This window comes from Bradyrhizobium stylosanthis (assembly GCF_001641335.1).
Taxonomy (GTDB): Bacteria; Pseudomonadota; Alphaproteobacteria; order Rhizobiales; family Xanthobacteraceae; genus Bradyrhizobium; species Bradyrhizobium stylosanthis.
This window is the reverse complement of the sequence record NZ_LVEM01000001.1, coordinates 1,894,470-1,909,332: the sequence shown is the minus strand read 5'-3', so window position 1 is coordinate 1,909,332 and position 14,863 is coordinate 1,894,470. Positions and strand designations below refer to the sequence as shown.

Below are 14,863 nucleotides of genomic sequence, written 5' to 3'. Positions count from 1 at the left end.
CCTGCGATCGGGAACGAGCGGCCGACACTTCAAACCGTTTACTGGAGGCCGGCTGAACTGCTGGTCGTCGACGAGGTCGCCAGCGTGCGCAGGCCGATCTGGAACATGAACGCATGGCTCAGCACGGGCGGGGTCGAGCCCGCTGAGTAGCTATACGAGGTTACATAGTTAGCGGCCAGCACGAAGCAATCGTCGACATAGCCGGCGCCGAGCACATATTGGTTCAGCTTGTTGGCCTCGAGGTCCCAGCGCGCCGAGCCGGTGACCACCCAGTTGGTGGCGACCTTCAGCGAGCCGGAGGTCAGGATGCCCTCGCGGCGCGTCAGATAGCCGAGTTCCGGCTGCGGCGCGTAATTGCCGTACATCATGCTGACCGACCAGCGATCGAAATTGGCGCGGCCTTCAGCCTCGAAGCGCTGCACGTTCCAGGTCTGCTCGTCCATGCGGGAGCGGACGCTGAACGTATAGGTGCGGTTGGGCGAGTAGCTGGCGCCCGCCACGTAGTCGGAGCGCGGCTTGTCCAGGCCGGAATCGAGGCCGGTGTTGATGGAGTCCTGGACCGCGAAGGAGTTCATGCCGAACAGCTGGTAGGACTGGCCGAACAGCACCTTGACGGCGCCGCCCTTGTCGAACTGCGTGGTGGACTGCACGCCGACATTGGCGCGGCCGCCGCCCTCGACGCGGTCGTAGCCGGAGAACTTGTCGACGTTGAACAGGTTCGAGGCGTCGAACACCAGGCTCTGCGCGTCCTCGTTCGGCAGCTTGCCGGCATAGGTCTCGTTCGGGCGGATGATGATCTGCGCGATCGGCTCGACCGTGGTCGAGCCCCACGGCTGAACGTTGATGAAGGGGTAGCGATATTCGAGGCCGACGGTCGGCATCAGGCGGAACGCCTGAGTGTCGCCGACCGGCAGATAGTTCGACACGCCCGGCTGGTTGGAAACCGAGGAGTTGATCGCGTCGGCGCGCAGGCTCGCGAACGGCGTCCAGATCTGGCCGAGCGGATCGGTGAAGGACTTGCGCCACTGCCCCTCGGCGGTGAGGCGGGTATAGGTGCCGGGGAAGCCGCGCAGCAGGCACTGCGACGGCGTGCGCGCGAGCGGATCGGCCGATGCGGTGGCGCACAGGCTGTTGGTGTTGGCCAGCGTCGTGATCGGATCGAACACCGCGTTTTCACGCGACAGATTCACGAAATTGGTCTTGTAGCTGAACTCGCCGCCGAACACCGGATAGTTCAGCACGTTCGAGTAGTCGATCACGGGGTAGACGACCGGGACCTTGTCCTGGTTGCCGGAGAAGCTCAGCCAGTACATCGTCCGCGCGTCGAAGAAGCTGCGGTTGCCGACACCGGTCAGATAGAGCTGCGACAGCGCGTCGGTCGGCAGGTTCAGGAACGAGCCGAGCGGATCGCGGTACTGCGCGAGGCGGTAGTCCGACATGAAGTAATAGTCGGAGAGCAGGACGCCGTCCCAGCCCCAGACCCATTTGTCGTTGAGCGCGAACTGGCCCTTGGTCTCGACGCCGCCGCGGAACTGGCGGTCGCCGGGCAGGCCCGCGAACTGCTTCTGGTCGAGCTGGTCGATGCCGTAGAGGCGGATCTGGTAGGCGCCGTCCATCAGGCGCTGGCGGAACTCGGTCTGGAACAGCACGCCCTGCTGGGAGGTGATGCGCGGGCTGAAGGTCATATCCATGTCGGGCGCGATCGCCCAGTAGAACGGGACTTCGACGCCATAGCCGAACGTCGTGTAGGACGTGAAGCCGGGCATCAGGAAGCCGGTCTTGCGCTTCACGGTCGGGTCGGGCGTCGAGAAATAGGGCATGTAGGCGAGCGGCACGCCGAAGAATTCGAGCTGCGCCGTCTCGAAGTACAGCATCTTCTCCTGCTGGTCGTGGATGATGCGGGCACCCTTGACCTGCCACAGCGGCGGCTTCTTCGGATCGTCCTTACAGGGCGCGCAGGCCGTGTAGACGCCGTTCTCGAACACCGTGTAGTTGCCGCTGGAGCGGTCGGCGCGGCTCGCGGCCATGCGGGTTTGGTCGGCGGTGTCCACGCGCAGCGAATCGACGAAACCGTCGCGGTAGTCGTCGGAGAGATCCATGATCTCGGCATAGGTGATCTTGCCGTCGGCATCCGTCATGCGGATGTTGCCCTCGGCATGCAGCCGCTTGGTCTTCTGGTCGTAGATGACCCGGTCGGCCTCGACGCTGGTGCCGTTGTAGAACAGCTGGACGTTGCCGACCGCAGAGACACGCGAATTGTTGTAGTCGTAATCGACCTCGGTCGCCTGAACCAGCATCTGGTTGTCGTTGGCGACCTTCGGCGGCTTCGGACGCGGCGGCAGCGGATTGTAGGTGAAGCTCTGGGCGGAGGCGGGCGTCACCGCCGCAACGTCAATCACGGCGCCGAGCGATGCCACGGCGGCCACGGCCAGCAGGAGCCTGCGAACAGACAAGCCGCACCCGTTCGCGCGCACCACGGTGCGCCGCGCCAAACGAGACACGGGTCCTCGACGGACGGCAGTCACTAACCGTCCTCCTGGTACAACAAGGCCAAAAAGCCGGTGAGGCCGCCCACCACCACGGGCAACCACGCCGCAGCGATCGGATGCATCAACTCAGCCTTGCTCAAGTCTTCAGTCACTTTCGACAGAACGTAGAGCAGAAAGCCTGCGCCCACGCCACTCAAAACCATCTTCTGCACGCCGCCCATCCGGAAGAAGCGCAACGACACGGAGGCCGCGAGCATCACCATGGCGGCCAGCAAAAACGGCTGTGCCAACAGCTTGTGATACTGGAGTCGATATCCGGCTGTCGCGAAGCCTGAGCTCTCGGACGAGCGGATGTAGCTCGGTAGTTGCCAAAAGGACACAGTCTCGGGTGTGGAAAAGCTGTTGCGGACCTGCGCCTCGGTCAGCGTGGTCGGAATCGAGAAGCCGGCCTGCTCCACCGGCGGACCGTTGAGCGTGTAGCGGCGGACGCCCCTGAAGATCCACTGGCCGGGTTCGAGCTCGGCCTCGCGCGCCTCGACGCGTTCCACGAAGTGCTGCTCTGTATCAAAGCGGAACAACGTCAGCCCGGTGAGGCGGATGCCCTGCTGCTCGCTGCGCGCCGCATTGATGATGGTCTGGCCGTCGCTGGTCACCTGATTGAGCCAGAAGCCGGAGGCATCCTGGATGCCGCCGCCGGGCGCCGAGCCGAACAGCTCGGCCTCCATGCGCTTGGAGAGCTCGCGCAGGTTCGCCGACATCGGATTGTAGGCGACGGTGGCGATGACCCCGATCAGCAACGCGCTGCCGAGCGCCGGCGAGATGAACTGCCAGGCGGAGATGCCGGCGGCGCGCGCCACCACGAGCTCGAGCCGGCGGGAGAGGGCGAGATAGCAGGTCATGGCGCCGATCAGCATGCAGAACGGCGTCAGCTTCTCCAGCAGCTGCGGCACCCGGAACAGCGAGGTCTCGGCCACCATGATCGCGGAGGCGGATGCGAGGCCGGAGGTCTTGCGCACCATCTCGATGTAGTCGACCAGCACCAGCAGCAGGAAGATGCTGGCGAACACGCCAAGCGCCGCGACCACAAAGCGGCCGGCGAAATAGCGCCCGAGTGTGTTGGTGAGCATGCTCATGCGGTGGCCGGCCGTCCGAACAGCCGCGCGATGCGCGCGTTGGACCTGTTGATGGCCTCCATGAGGCGGGGCGGCGGCTCGACCACGATGCCGCCGATGATCATCCACAGCCCGACGCCGATGGCGCCGAACACCATCGCGTACTGGACCAGCACGGCCCCCGGCGACTTCACTGCCATCACCGAACAGGCAAAGCCGGCCATGCGCAGGCCGAACACGGCGAGCACCGAGCCGCCGATCGAGAAGTTGCGGCTCTGGCGGGTGGTGCGCGGCGCGCCGAGGAAGGCGAAGGTCAGCACGGCAAAGGCAAACGGATAAATCGGAGCCAGGAGGCTGTCATGCAGGGCCGAGCGGAACTGCCCGGGGATCTGCTTGTAGACGGGATCGTCCTCGGCCGGCGAGAACAGCTCCCAGAGATAGCGCTCGCGAATTCCCAGCGTGACGTCGCGGCCCTGGCCGGAGAATTTCGACATGTCGAAGCCGTAGCGGCCGAACGCCACCAGCGCAGGATCGCGCTTGCCCGCCTCGAAGCGCTGGAGATTGCCGGTCTCCAGCACCAGGAAAGATCCGGTCTCGTTCTTCACGACCTCGCCATGCTCGGCGACGATCGAGACGCGCTCGTTGGGGTCGCGGCGGTCGTCGATGAAGATGCCGGCGAGGATGCCGCCGGGCTGACGCTCGCGGATCCGGATGGTCAGGTTCTTGTCGAGCTGGGCGAAGCGGCCGGGCTGGAGGATGTTGGTGAGCACGTCCGCGGTGATCTCGGCGTCCCACTGCTTGATGCGCCGCATGCCGTCGGGCGCCAGATAGGCCGCGATGAAGGCGACCAGCGCCGCCACCACGCAGGTGGCGTAGAAAAACGGATAGAACAGCCGGAACGGCGAGAAGCCGGCGGCATTCATCACGATGATCTCGGAATCGGTCGCGAGCTTGTTCAGCGTGTGCGAGATAGCGATCATCAGCGCGATCGGCGAGATGATCAGGACGAGCGCGGGAATGACGAGGCTGGTGATGCCGAGGAAGGTGAGAATGGTCTGACCCTGGCTCGTCATCAGGTCGATGCCGCGCAACGCCTGCGTAATCCAGATCACGCCGGTGAGGCTGACCAGGACGAGCGCAAACGACGCCAGCGTCGTGCGGAAGATATACCTATCGATTGACCCCATGCGCTACCGCACGAATCCCACCAAGTCCCAAATCCCAGCCGGAACTCCAGCTGCCCAACCAATCCCGATATGGGATCCCCAAGGTCGGGCGAACACCTCGTCCGCCAGCTTACTTTCTCACTACCATCCCTTTGATCCGTCAACAAAATGGCTGCCCCGTGGCACCATCAATATATGGTTAATATTTCCCTCTTGTGGCCTCGCGGCCACGGGCGGTGCTTGGCATCTGCCGGGCCGGTGGCCCATAGTAGGGGAAGTCCAGTGAATCGCCGTTCAGCTCCGGCCCATGGCCGGGACCGCCGAATGACGGAAAGCCCCATGTTTTTGAGGAGTTAGCCATGTCCGATGCCATCAAGGTCGGCTTCGTCCCGTTGTCTGCCGCCGCCCGTGGCATTCTGGTTGTGTTCTGTGACGACAGCCTGAAGGTCGGCCCGGCGACCGCCAAGGCGCTGGGCGGCGCCATCGACCTGGTGAAGCGCGCGGCCTCGGCGGCCGCCTTCAAGGGCAAAAGCGGGGCGGCGCTGGACATCCTGGCGCCGGAGGGGGTGAAGGCGACTCGCCTGATCGTGATCGGGGCCGGCAAGGCCGCGAACCTGAAAGCGAACGATTTCCTCAAATTCGGCGGCGTGGCGGCGAGCAAGCTCACCGCGGGAGCCGCGGCCATGACCATCATGGCGGAACTCCCCAATGGGGCCATGACGAGCGAGCAGGTGGTCGAGATCGCTTCGGGCCTGCGCCTGCGCGCCTACAAGTTCGACCGCTACAAGACCAAGAAGAAGGACGGCGAGGAGGGCGGCTCGCGCGCCGACATCTCATTGGCAGTTGGTGATCCCACGGCGGCGAGGAAGGCGTTTGCCTCGGCCGGCCACGTCGTCGACGGCGTCATCATCGCGCGCGATCTCGTCAACGAGCCGCCGAACGTGCTGTTCCCCGAGGAGTTCGCGCGCCGCGCTGGCCAGCTCCGCAAGCTCGGCGTCAAGGTCGAGGTGCTCGACGTCAAGGCGATGGACAAGCTCGGCATGGGCGCACTGCTCGGTGTCGGCCAGGGCTCGGCGCGGCCGAGCCGCACCGTCATCATGCGCTGGGACGGCGGCAAGAAGGGCGAGGCCCCGGTCGCCTTCGTCGGCAAGGGCGTCTGCTTCGACACCGGCGGCATCTCGATCAAGCCGGCCGGCAGCATGGAGGACATGAAGGGCGACATGGGCGGTGCCGCCTGCGTCGTCGGCCTGATGCACGCGCTCGCAGCCCGCAAGGCCAAGGCCAACGTGGTCGGCGCCATCGGTCTCGTCGAGAACATGCCCGACGGCAATGCGCAGCGGCCGGGCGACATCGTCACTTCGATGTCGGGCCAGACCATCGAGATCATCAACACCGACGCCGAAGGCCGCCTCGTGCTCGCCGACGTGCTCTGGTACGTCGCCAAGAAGGCCAAGCCGAAATTCATGGTGGATCTGGCGACGCTGACCGGCGCGATCGTTGTCGCGCTCGGCACCGATCATGCCGGCATGTTCTCCAACAATGACGAGCTGGCCGAGCGCCTGCTGGCGGCCGGCATCGAGAGCGGCGAGAAGGTCTGGCGCATGCCGCTCGGTCCCGAATACGACAAGCTGATCGATTCCCAGTTCGCCGACATGAAGAACACCGGCGGGCGTCATGGTGGCTCGATCACGGCGGCGCAGTTCCTGCAGCGTTTCGTCGACGGCACGCCCTGGGCGCATCTCGACATCGCTGGCACCGCCATGGGCGCGCCGAAGACGGACATCAACCAGAGCTGGGGCAGCGGCTACGGCGTCCGGCTTCTTGATCGTCTGGTCGCAGATCACTACGAGCGCAAATGAGCCGAGATGACTGAAGTCCTGTTCTACCATCTGCAAAACATGACGGTGGAGAACGTGTTGCCGCCGCTTCTCGAGAAATCGCTCGAGCGCGGCTGGCGCGTCGTGGTGCAGTCGACGTCGGAGGAGCGCGCCGATGCGCTCGACGCGCACTTGTGGACCTACCGCGACGATTCCTTCCTGCCGCACGCGACGTGGCGGGTGAACGACGCGGCCGATCAGCCGATCGTGCTGGCGATCGAGGAGGGCAATCCCAACGGCGCCAATGTGCGGTTCCTGGTCGACAACGCCGCACTGCCGCCGGACGCGCAGGGCTATGAGCGCATGGTGCTTTTGTTCAACGGCGACGATCCGGATGCGCTGGCACTGGCCCGGAGCGCCTGGACGGATTGCAAGGCGCGGGGATTTGATGTCACCTATTGGCAGGCCGACGAGCGGGGGCGGTGGCAGCGCCGGAATTAGCGGCCGACCGCAATTAATGATAATTTGCACTTTTCGGGCGATGCTGGCTTCTGTCACCTTCGTGCCGCAAAGTGGTGTTGGGACAAACGCTTAGGGCTCGTCCTTCATGCGGGGAATTTAGTTTATCGTGCGACATCAAAAGCTTCCCAGCTCGCTCATAGTTGCGTTGGCTGCCGTAGCACCGCTGGTCGCGGGCTGCTCGGGCGGTGCCCCCGATCTGCTGTCGAAGGACACCGAATGGTTCCAGCGGCCGGGCCGGGTCTTCATCAGAAACATCTCGATCGAATCGCCGCCGCTGACCCCGGACAAGCCTGTGGCAGCTGAGGATCTCGTCAGCGCCGATGGCGCTTGCCCCGGCATGGCGCCGTCGCCCGGGCCGGCCGATGCCAATGCGTCGACCACGGCACAAGCGCCGGTGGGCGGCACGGTCGCGCTCGGCCACACCGAATGCGACGTGGTGCGCGGCATCGGCGCGCCCTCGAACGTCAACCTCTCCAATGATCCTGCCGGCCGACGTGTCGCGGTGGTCACCTGGAGCACCGGTCCGCGTGCCGGCATCTACACCTTCACGTCCGGCCGCTTGTCCTCGATCGAGGGCAATCCCGAGCCGCAGGTGGTGCCGAAGGCGACCAAGCCGAAGCCGAAGAAGAAGCAGGCGTAACACGTCGTCGGCCTTCCGCCCTGGAGCCGGTCGCGGCTGTCAATACGGTCAGCCGCTCGTGAGCAGCCGGATCATCAAGCGGCTTTGCGTCCCTTGATTGCGGTGGCGGCGGTATGAACCATGATCTCTCCGCACGCGCTCGCCGGCAATCTTGCATCCGGCGCTTGAGCTCCGCGCTCTCGGTCTCCGACAGCTTTGCCAATACGCAGGCCAAGCTGGTGACGACCGTCGACGGCCAGTAGTCATCGGAAATCGCGAACGCTCGTTCAACGACCAGCTCGGTGGTTTCGACCGCGCTGATAGCTTTGCGCGTGCCGCTGCAATCTGCGCGTCAGGTGTGTGCTCGCCTCAGGCCATCGCCGTTCGGCCCCGCACGACATTCGTGCGGGATTGATCGTTCTTGATCTGGATCATGGAGCTCCGTCGGCCGTGCGGGCATCCTAGATCAGTTCCCCGAGAGAAGGGGCTGCCGTCATGGCAAGAATTTCAGAGAAACATTCCAGGGATGATTGATGTGAGCAGCCTCGCAAAGATTGAACGCGATCCGAATTACCAGGAACTCGTGCGCCGACGATCGTCGCTGGGCTGGCTGCTGTCGGCGGTCATGCTTGTCATCTATTTCGGCTTCATCCTGCTGGTAGCCTACGCTCCCAAGTTTCTGGGAATACCGCTGGGCAGCGGTGTGACGACGATCGGCATTCCGGTCGGACTGTCCGTCATCGTGCTCGCCTTCGTGCTGACGGGAATCTACGTCCGCCGGGCGAATTCTAGCTACGACGTACTCATCCGCAAAATCGTCGAGGAGAACCGCTCGTGAAGAAATTCGCCTGGTTATCGGCAATTCTGCTCGCAAGCCTACCCACCATCGCGCTTGCCGCAGGCGCCGTCGAGGGTGGCTCGAAGCAGGCGACCAACTGGTCAGCGATCGGCATGTTCGTCGGGTTCGTCGGCCTGACGCTCGTCATCACCTATTGGGCCGCCAAACGGACCGCGTCGGCCGCGGACTTTTACTCGGCAGGTGGCGGAATCACGGGCTTCCAGAACGGGCTTGCGATCGCCGGCGACTACATGTCGGCAGCATCGTTCCTCGGCATCTCGGGCCTCGTCTACACCTCGGGCTACGACGGCCTGATCTACTCGGTCGGCTGGCTCGTGGGATGGCCGATTGTCACCTTCCTGATCGCCGAGCAGTTGCGCAATCTCGGAAAGTTCACCTTTGCCGACGTCACGTCGTTTCGGTTAGGGCAGACCGAGATCCGTATCCTGGCGGCATGCGGCTCGCTGGTGACCGTTGCATTCTACCTCATCGCGCAGATGGTCGGGGCCGGCAAGCTGATCCAACTGTTGTTCGGTCTTGATTACTGGATCGCGGTCGTCCTGGTCGGCGGCCTGATGATGATCTACGTGACGTTCGGCGGCATGAAAGCGACGACGTGGGTGCAGATCATCAAGGCGGTGCTGTTGCTCTCGGGGGCGACGTTCATGGCCGGCGCCGTCCTCTACAAGTTCGGATTCAGCCCGGAGGCTCTGTTCGCCAAGGCGACCGAAGTGCATCCCAAGAAGCTCGCGATCATGGAGCCCGGAACGCTGATCTCCAATCCGCTCTCGGCGATCTCGCTCGGCCTGGCGCTGATGTTCGGAACGGCGGGCCTGCCTCACATCCTGATGCGCTTCTTCACCGTGAAAGATGCCCAGGCCGCCCGCAAGTCGGTCTTCTACGCCACGGGTTTCATCGGCTATTTTTACATCCTGACCTTCATCATCGGCTTCGGCGCGATCACGCTGGTTTCGACCGACGCGATGTTCCTGGACGGGAGCATCCTCGAGAAGACCAAGAGCGGAATCGCGGCGATCAAGGGCGGTTCCAACATGGCGGCGATTCATCTCGCGAACGCCGTGGGCGGCAATCTGTTCCTTGGCTTCATCTCGGCCGTTGCCTTCGCCACGATCCTCGCCGTCGTCTCTGGCCTGGCCCTGGCGGGAGCATCGTCCATTAGCCACGATCTCTACGGCATGGTGATCAAGGGCGGGAACGCGAATGAGCAGGACGAGATCCGCGTGTCGAAAATTGCGACACTGGTGCTTGGCGTGCTCGCGATCTTCCTCGGCATCGTGTTCGAGAACCAAAACGTCGCCTTCATGGTGGGCCTTGCCTTTGCCATCGCGGCGTCCTGCAATTTCCCCGTGCTGGTGATGTCGATCTTCTGGAGGGGCCTGACGACGCGGGGAGCCGTGGTCGGCGGCTTCCTCGGTTTGCTCAGCGCGGTCGTGGGTGTGGTGCTCTCGCCGGCCGTCTGGGAGGTGACGCTCGGCTTCGCCAAGGGGTCTGCTCCGGTCAAGCTGGACAATCCGGCGCTGTTCTCGATGGCGATCGCCTTTGCGGGGATCTGGCTGGTCTCGATCCTGGATCGCAGCAAGCGTGCCGCGGTCGACCGCGATGGCTTCGATGCGCAATATGTCCGGTCCCAGACTGGTATCGGAGCTGCTTCGGCTACGGCTCACTGAACGAGGGTCCAGGGACGTCGGTTCGGCACCGGCCGGGTCAGTTGGCCCTGCCGGTGCCTACTCGTTCGATGGTCGATCGACGGGGGCCTGGATCATCCGCATCTTCGAAAGGTCGAAATGCCGAAGGCGTTCGATATCAGCAATCCGCCGTTCGACCGCCTGACGCCGAGCGAGGCCGAGACGTTGCGGGCCGCGCTAGACATCGCCTACTTCAGTCCGGGAGAAGCGATCATCAGGCGGGACGCTCCGGCGGAGGCGCTCTATGTCGTGATCAAGGGCATCGTCGAGGAGCGGAGCGAGCTCGACCTGCTCGCATTGCTGGGCCCCAAGGACACGTTCGACAGTCGCGCGCTCGTTCACGATCACAACGGCCACCGGTTTGTCGCCCGCGAGGAGACGCTCTGCTATGTGATCCCCAAGAAGGTCGCCCTCGATCTGATCAAGGCAAATCCGCGCTTTGCCGCGTTCTTCTACCGCGAGATATCCCAGAAGCTGGACGAGCTCGCCAACGACGAGGAGGCGCAACGCTACGGCTCGTTGATGCACGCCAAGGTCGGCGAATTGTTCCTGCATCCGCCGGTATTTCTGGCGGCCAGCGATACGATCGAGGCCGCCGGTCACCTGATGCGCGAGATCAACAGCAACGCGCTGTTCGTCCGGGACGGTGAGCGGGTCGGCATCGTGACAGGCATGAATCTGTCCAAGGCGGTGGTGCTGAGGCGCCAGTCGATCCAGACCCCGGTGGGCACGCTTGCGAATTACGATATCGTGTCCTTGCGACGCGAAGATTTCGTATCCTCCGCTCTCCTGCTGATGACGAAGCACAACAAGCGGCGGCTTGTCGTACGTGAAGATGAGGAATTCGTCGGAATCCTGGAGGAGATCGATCTGCTGGGGTTCCTGGCGGGAAGCGCCCAGGTCACGGCCGGTCGCATCGACCGCGCCTCGAGCCGGCAGGATCTTGCCACCGCGGCGCGCGAGATCGAGACGCAGACGCGCGTGCTGCGGCGGCAAGGCGTCAAGGTGGAAGTCATTGCGGAGATCGTCTCCGATCTCAACCGTCGCCTGCTGTCGCGGTTGTTCGACATGGTCGCGCCGGCCGAGCTGCGCACCGGCAGCTGTCTGATCGTGATGGGAAGCGAGGGACGAGGGGAGCAGACCGTCCGTACCGACCAGGACAACGGCCTCATCCTGGCCGGCCCGCTGCAGGGCGAAGTCGTGGAGGTGTTCCGTCACGATTTCTTCGACGCTCTCCAGAGCTTCGGCTTTCCACCCTGTCCCGGCGATATCATGGTGCGCAATCCGGCGTGGTCCAGGCCGCTCTCCGACTATCTCGCAGACCTGCGCCGTTGGATCGTGCTTCCCGACCAGGCCGGACACATGAATGTGGCCATCATCTACGATGCACAGGCGATCGCGGGCGATCAGCAGCTCCTGGACGACGCCAAGACGGCGCTGATCGACATGACCCGGGGCGAGCAGGCGTTCATGGCGCATTTCGCGCGCGCGGTCGACGCGTTCGAGACGCCGATCGGCCTGTTCAACAATTTGATCACGTCCGAAGGCACGGGCGACGCGCTTGACCTCAAGAAGGGGGGCATCTTTCCGATCGTGCACGGCCTTCGCAGCCTGGCGCTCGAGCAGGGGCTGCGCGAGACCTCTACCGACAAGCGCATCTCCCGGCTATGTGACCTCGGCGTGCTGCAAGCGGATTTCGGACGCGACCTGAAACAGGCCTTCCGGTTCCTACTGATGCTTCGCCTCGACGGGCAACTGGCGGCGTCCGCCGGCGCATCGGGGACGCTGGTGAGACCGGCGCACTTGTCCAGCATGGAACGCCATCTCCTGCGCGATGCACTCCAGGTGGTGAAGAAGCTTCGCGAGATCGTCGGTCATCATTTCAAGCTGGGCATGTTCTAGAATGCTGCCTCGCGCGTTCAAGCGACTGTTGCACCAGGCAACCCTGAGCGACCAGTCCTACCGCTTTATGTTCGGCCGCGCGCCTGACGACGAGTTCGTCGTCATTGATTGCGAGACCACCGGTCTGAACGTGCGAACGGACGACGTTGTCGCCATTGCCGCCATCAAGATCCGCGGCAACCGGATTCTGACCAGCGCGCGTTTCGAAGCCATCATCCACCCTGACCGCGAACTGGCGGCAGAGGCGATCAGAATTCATCGCTTGCGCCGCTCCGACGTCGAGGCTGCGCCGATCGTCTGGAAGGTGCTGCCGAGCTTTCTGCACTTCATCGGGCCGCGCCCGTTGATCGGCTACTATGTCGATTTCGACGTCGCCATGCTGGATAAGTACATTCTGCCGCTGGTGGGAATCGAGCTGCCCAACGAACGCATCGAAGTGTCGCGCCTTTACTACGACCGCAAATACGGCGATGCGCCTCCAAACACCTCGGTCGATCTGTCATTCGCCGCGATTCTCCGCGACCTCAGCATTCCGCCCCTCGGGCAGCATGATGCCTTCAACGACGCGTTGATGACCGCGATGATGTTCGTGCAGCTGCGCGATCTGACCCGGCGCGGCGTACGCATCACCCGCCAGCGGACTCGCGAGGTCTTCAATCCGATCGGGGCGTGACCGTCGCGCAACGGTCACGGACGGGATTTACATCAGAGAACGTCATATGATGGAAGATGGTTATATAATACCGGTACAAGGCGTGGGGTTGTTTCTGATGGACGTCTCGGCCCCAGAACTAACCCGCCGCCTCGTCGAACTGCGTGCTCGCCTCCAGCCATTGCTCCTCTGCGCGCGTCAGCGCGTCGGCGGCATTGGCGCGGGCCTTTGACAGTTGCGCGGCTTGCTTGGGATCGCGGGCAAAAATGTCGGGCAGGGCGAGCGCGGTATCGATCTTGGCGATGATGTCGGTGACGCGGGCGATCTCGGCCTCGGCTTCGGCGATGCGCTTCCTGAGCGAGCCGCGGTTGTCGGACTTCGGGCGCTGCGGTTTTTCGCTTGGCGCACTTCGCTCGCGCGGCGCTTCGGCGTTGCGCGTGGACAGCACCAGGCGGCGATACTCGTCGAGGTCGCCGTCGTAATTGGTGACGGTGCGGTCGGCGACGATCCAGAGCCGATCGGCGCAGGCCTCGATCAGATAGCGGTCGTGCGAGACCATGATGACGGCGCCGGGGAATTCGTTGATCGCCTCCGCAAGCGCGGCGCGGCTGTCGATGTCGAGATGGTTGGTCGGCTCGTCCAGGATGATCATGTTGGGGCCGAAGAAGGTCGCAAGCCCCAGCAGGAGGCGCGCCTTTTCGCCGCCCGACAGTTTTCCGACCTTGGTGTCGGCGGCCTTGCCGGAGAAGCCGATCGCGCCGGCGCGCGCCCGTACCTTTGCTTCAGGCGCATCGCCCATCAGCTTGCGGACATGGTCGTAGGCCGAGGCATCCTCGTTCAGTTCGTCGAGCTGGTGCTGCGCGAAATAGGCGATCGACAGCTTGTCCGCGCGCGTCACCTTGCCGGAGAAGGGCGCGAGGCGTCCGGCCAGCAGCTTGACCAGCGTGGACTTGCCATTGCCGTTGGCGCCGAGCAGCGCGATGCGGTCGTCGTTGTCGATGCGAAGCGTGACACGGCCGAGCACCGGGGTTGCCGGATCGTAGCCGACGGCGGCGTTGTCGACCGCGATGATCGGCGGCGACAGGATCTTTTCGGGCGCGGGAAAGCTGATCTCGCGCACGTCCTCGGTGACCAGCGCGGTAATCGGTTTCAGCCGCTCCAGCATCTTCACACGTGATTGTGCCTGCCGCGCCTTCGAAGCCTTGGCCTTGAAGCGGTCGACGAAGGCCTGCAAGCGGGCGCGTTCGGCTTCCTGCCGCTTGACCGCCTTGGCATCGAGCAGCTCGCGCGCGGCGCGCTGCTCCTCGAAGGAGGAATAGCTGCCCTTATAGAGCGTGAGCTTGCCGCGCTCGAGGTGCAGGATCTGATCGACCGAGCTTTCCAGGAGGTCGCGGTCGTGGCTGATCACGATCACCGTGCGCGGATAATGCGCGAGATGATCCTCCAGCCACAGCGTGCCTTCGAGGTCGAGATAGTTGGTGGGCTCGTCGAGCAGCAGAAGGTCGGGGGCTGCGAACAGCGTCGCAGCCAGCGCGACGCGCATGCGCCAGCCGCCGGAGAACTCGGCGCAGGGGCGCAGCTGATCCGCTGCGGAGAAGCCGAGGCCGGAGAGAATCGCCGCCGCGCGCGCGGGCGCCGAATGCGCGTCGATGTCGACCAGCCGGGTCTGGATCTCGGCGATGCGATGCGGATCGGTCGCGCTCTCCGCTTCGTGAAGCAATGCGTCGCGCTCGAGGTCGGCCTTGAGCACGACCGAGATCAGGCTTTCGGGGCCGTTCGGGGCTTCCTGCGCGAGGCTGCCGACGCGCCAGCGCGGCGGCAGGGTCACCGTTCCATGCTCAGCCGCCAGCTCGCCCCGGATCACCTTGAACAGGGTCGATTTGCCGGTGCCGTTGCGTCCGACCATGCCGACGCGCGAGCCCGGCGTGATCTGCACGGAACTCTGGTCAATGAGAAGGCGTCCGGCGAGGCGGATGGAGAGGTCGGTAATGGACAGCATGCGGCCTTGTCACCGCAAGGCGCCTCGAACGCAACCCGTTT

12 protein-coding genes are annotated in these 14,863 nt (G+C 64.2%); 8 read left to right on the top strand and 4 right to left on the bottom strand.

The window, feature by feature from the left end; all coding sequences use genetic code 11:
- Nucleotides 1–38 precede the first annotated feature (38 nt).
- From A7X65_RS09250 to lptF, 3 genes are read right to left on the bottom strand one after another with little or no spacing between them, the layout of a single operon-like run.
- Nucleotides 39–2,525, bottom strand: coding sequence for an LPS-assembly protein LptD (locus tag A7X65_RS09250; RefSeq protein WP_063684050.1), 2,487 nt, complete (start codon nucleotides 2,523–2,525; stop codon nucleotides 39–41).
- On the bottom strand, nucleotides 2,525–3,622 hold the full coding sequence (gene lptG / locus A7X65_RS09245; protein WP_063684048.1) for an LPS export ABC transporter permease LptG: 1,098 nt from the start codon (nucleotides 3,620–3,622) through the stop codon (nucleotides 2,525–2,527). The genes A7X65_RS09250 and lptG overlap by 1 nt, the downstream gene beginning before the upstream one ends.
- Nucleotides 3,619–4,788 carry an LPS export ABC transporter permease LptF gene (gene lptF, locus A7X65_RS09240; RefSeq protein ID WP_063684046.1) on the bottom strand — a complete coding sequence of 390 codons (1,170 nt, stop codon included), beginning with the start codon at nucleotides 4,786–4,788 and terminating at the stop codon, nucleotides 3,619–3,621. The genes lptG and lptF overlap by 4 nt, the downstream gene beginning before the upstream one ends.
- A gap of 338 nt (nucleotides 4,789–5,126) precedes the next feature.
- On the opposite strand from lptF, the gene A7X65_RS09235 reads away from it, so the two are divergent.
- The 8 genes from A7X65_RS09235 (at nucleotide 5,127) to A7X65_RS09205 (ending at nucleotide 12,844) form a co-directional block, all read left to right on the top strand.
- Nucleotides 5,127–6,626, top strand: coding sequence for a leucyl aminopeptidase (locus tag A7X65_RS09235; protein ID WP_063684045.1), 1,500 nt, complete (start codon nucleotides 5,127–5,129; stop codon nucleotides 6,624–6,626).
- 6 nt (nucleotides 6,627–6,632) lie between these two features.
- Nucleotides 6,633–7,085 (top strand): DNA polymerase III subunit chi, encoded by a 453-nt coding sequence (locus tag A7X65_RS09230; protein ID WP_063684043.1) that lies wholly within the window; start codon nucleotides 6,633–6,635, stop codon nucleotides 7,083–7,085.
- Between the two features lie 166 nt (nucleotides 7,086–7,251).
- Nucleotides 7,252–7,746 (top strand): hypothetical protein, encoded by a 495-nt coding sequence (locus A7X65_RS09225; protein ID WP_186467289.1) that lies wholly within the window; start codon nucleotides 7,252–7,254, stop codon nucleotides 7,744–7,746.
- Nucleotides 7,747–7,859: 113 nt separating this feature from the next.
- On the top strand, nucleotides 7,860–7,988 hold the full coding sequence (locus tag A7X65_RS43540; RefSeq protein WP_283806136.1) for a hypothetical protein: 129 nt from the start codon (nucleotides 7,860–7,862) through the stop codon (nucleotides 7,986–7,988).
- Between the two features lie 263 nt (nucleotides 7,989–8,251).
- Entirely contained in the window at nucleotides 8,252–8,563 is a 312-nt protein-coding gene (locus tag A7X65_RS09220) for a DUF485 domain-containing protein (protein ID WP_347336377.1), read from the top strand.
- Nucleotides 8,560–10,251, top strand: a complete 1,692-nt coding sequence (locus A7X65_RS09215; RefSeq protein WP_063684040.1) for a cation acetate symporter — start codon at nucleotides 8,560–8,562, stop codon at nucleotides 10,249–10,251. The genes A7X65_RS09220 and A7X65_RS09215 overlap by 4 nt, the downstream gene beginning before the upstream one ends.
- Before the next feature lie 117 nt (nucleotides 10,252–10,368).
- A complete protein-coding gene (locus tag A7X65_RS09210) occupies nucleotides 10,369–12,171 on the top strand; it encodes a putative nucleotidyltransferase substrate binding domain-containing protein (RefSeq protein ID WP_063684038.1) in 1,803 nt (600 codons plus the stop codon).
- Between the two features lies 1 nt (nucleotide 12,172).
- Nucleotides 12,173–12,844, top strand: a complete 672-nt coding sequence (locus A7X65_RS09205; RefSeq protein WP_063684037.1) for a 3'-5' exonuclease — start codon at nucleotides 12,173–12,175, stop codon at nucleotides 12,842–12,844.
- Between the two features lie 118 nt (nucleotides 12,845–12,962).
- On the opposite strand, the gene A7X65_RS09200 is transcribed toward A7X65_RS09205, so the two are convergent.
- Nucleotides 12,963–14,822 (bottom strand): ABC-F family ATP-binding cassette domain-containing protein, encoded by a 1,860-nt coding sequence (locus tag A7X65_RS09200; RefSeq protein WP_063684036.1) that lies wholly within the window; start codon nucleotides 14,820–14,822, stop codon nucleotides 12,963–12,965.
- Nucleotides 14,823–14,863 lie beyond the last annotated feature (41 nt).

Bases quoted from the DNA above. Each gene is read 5' to 3' on its own strand.
- lptG (WP_063684048.1), bottom strand. From the start codon at position 3,622: ATGAGCATGCTCACCAACACACTCGGGCGCTATTTCGCCGGCCGCTTT.
- lptF (WP_063684046.1), bottom strand. From the start codon at position 4,788: ATGGGGTCAATCGATAGGTATATCTTCCGCACGACGCTGGCGTCGTTT.
- A7X65_RS09235 (WP_063684045.1), top strand. From the start codon at position 5,127: ATGTCCGATGCCATCAAGGTCGGCTTCGTCCCGTTGTCTGCCGCCGCC.
- A7X65_RS09230 (WP_063684043.1), top strand. From the start codon at position 6,633: ATGACTGAAGTCCTGTTCTACCATCTGCAAAACATGACGGTGGAGAAC.
- A7X65_RS43540 (WP_283806136.1), top strand. From the start codon at position 7,860: ATGAACCATGATCTCTCCGCACGCGCTCGCCGGCAATCTTGCATCCGG.
- A7X65_RS09220 (WP_347336377.1), top strand. From the start codon at position 8,252: ATGATTGATGTGAGCAGCCTCGCAAAGATTGAACGCGATCCGAATTAC.
- A7X65_RS09210 (WP_063684038.1), top strand. From the start codon at position 10,369: ATGCCGAAGGCGTTCGATATCAGCAATCCGCCGTTCGACCGCCTGACG.
- A7X65_RS09205 (WP_063684037.1), top strand. From the start codon at position 12,173: ATGCTGCCTCGCGCGTTCAAGCGACTGTTGCACCAGGCAACCCTGAGC.
- A7X65_RS09200 (WP_063684036.1), bottom strand. From the start codon at position 14,822: ATGCTGTCCATTACCGACCTCTCCATCCGCCTCGCCGGACGCCTTCTC.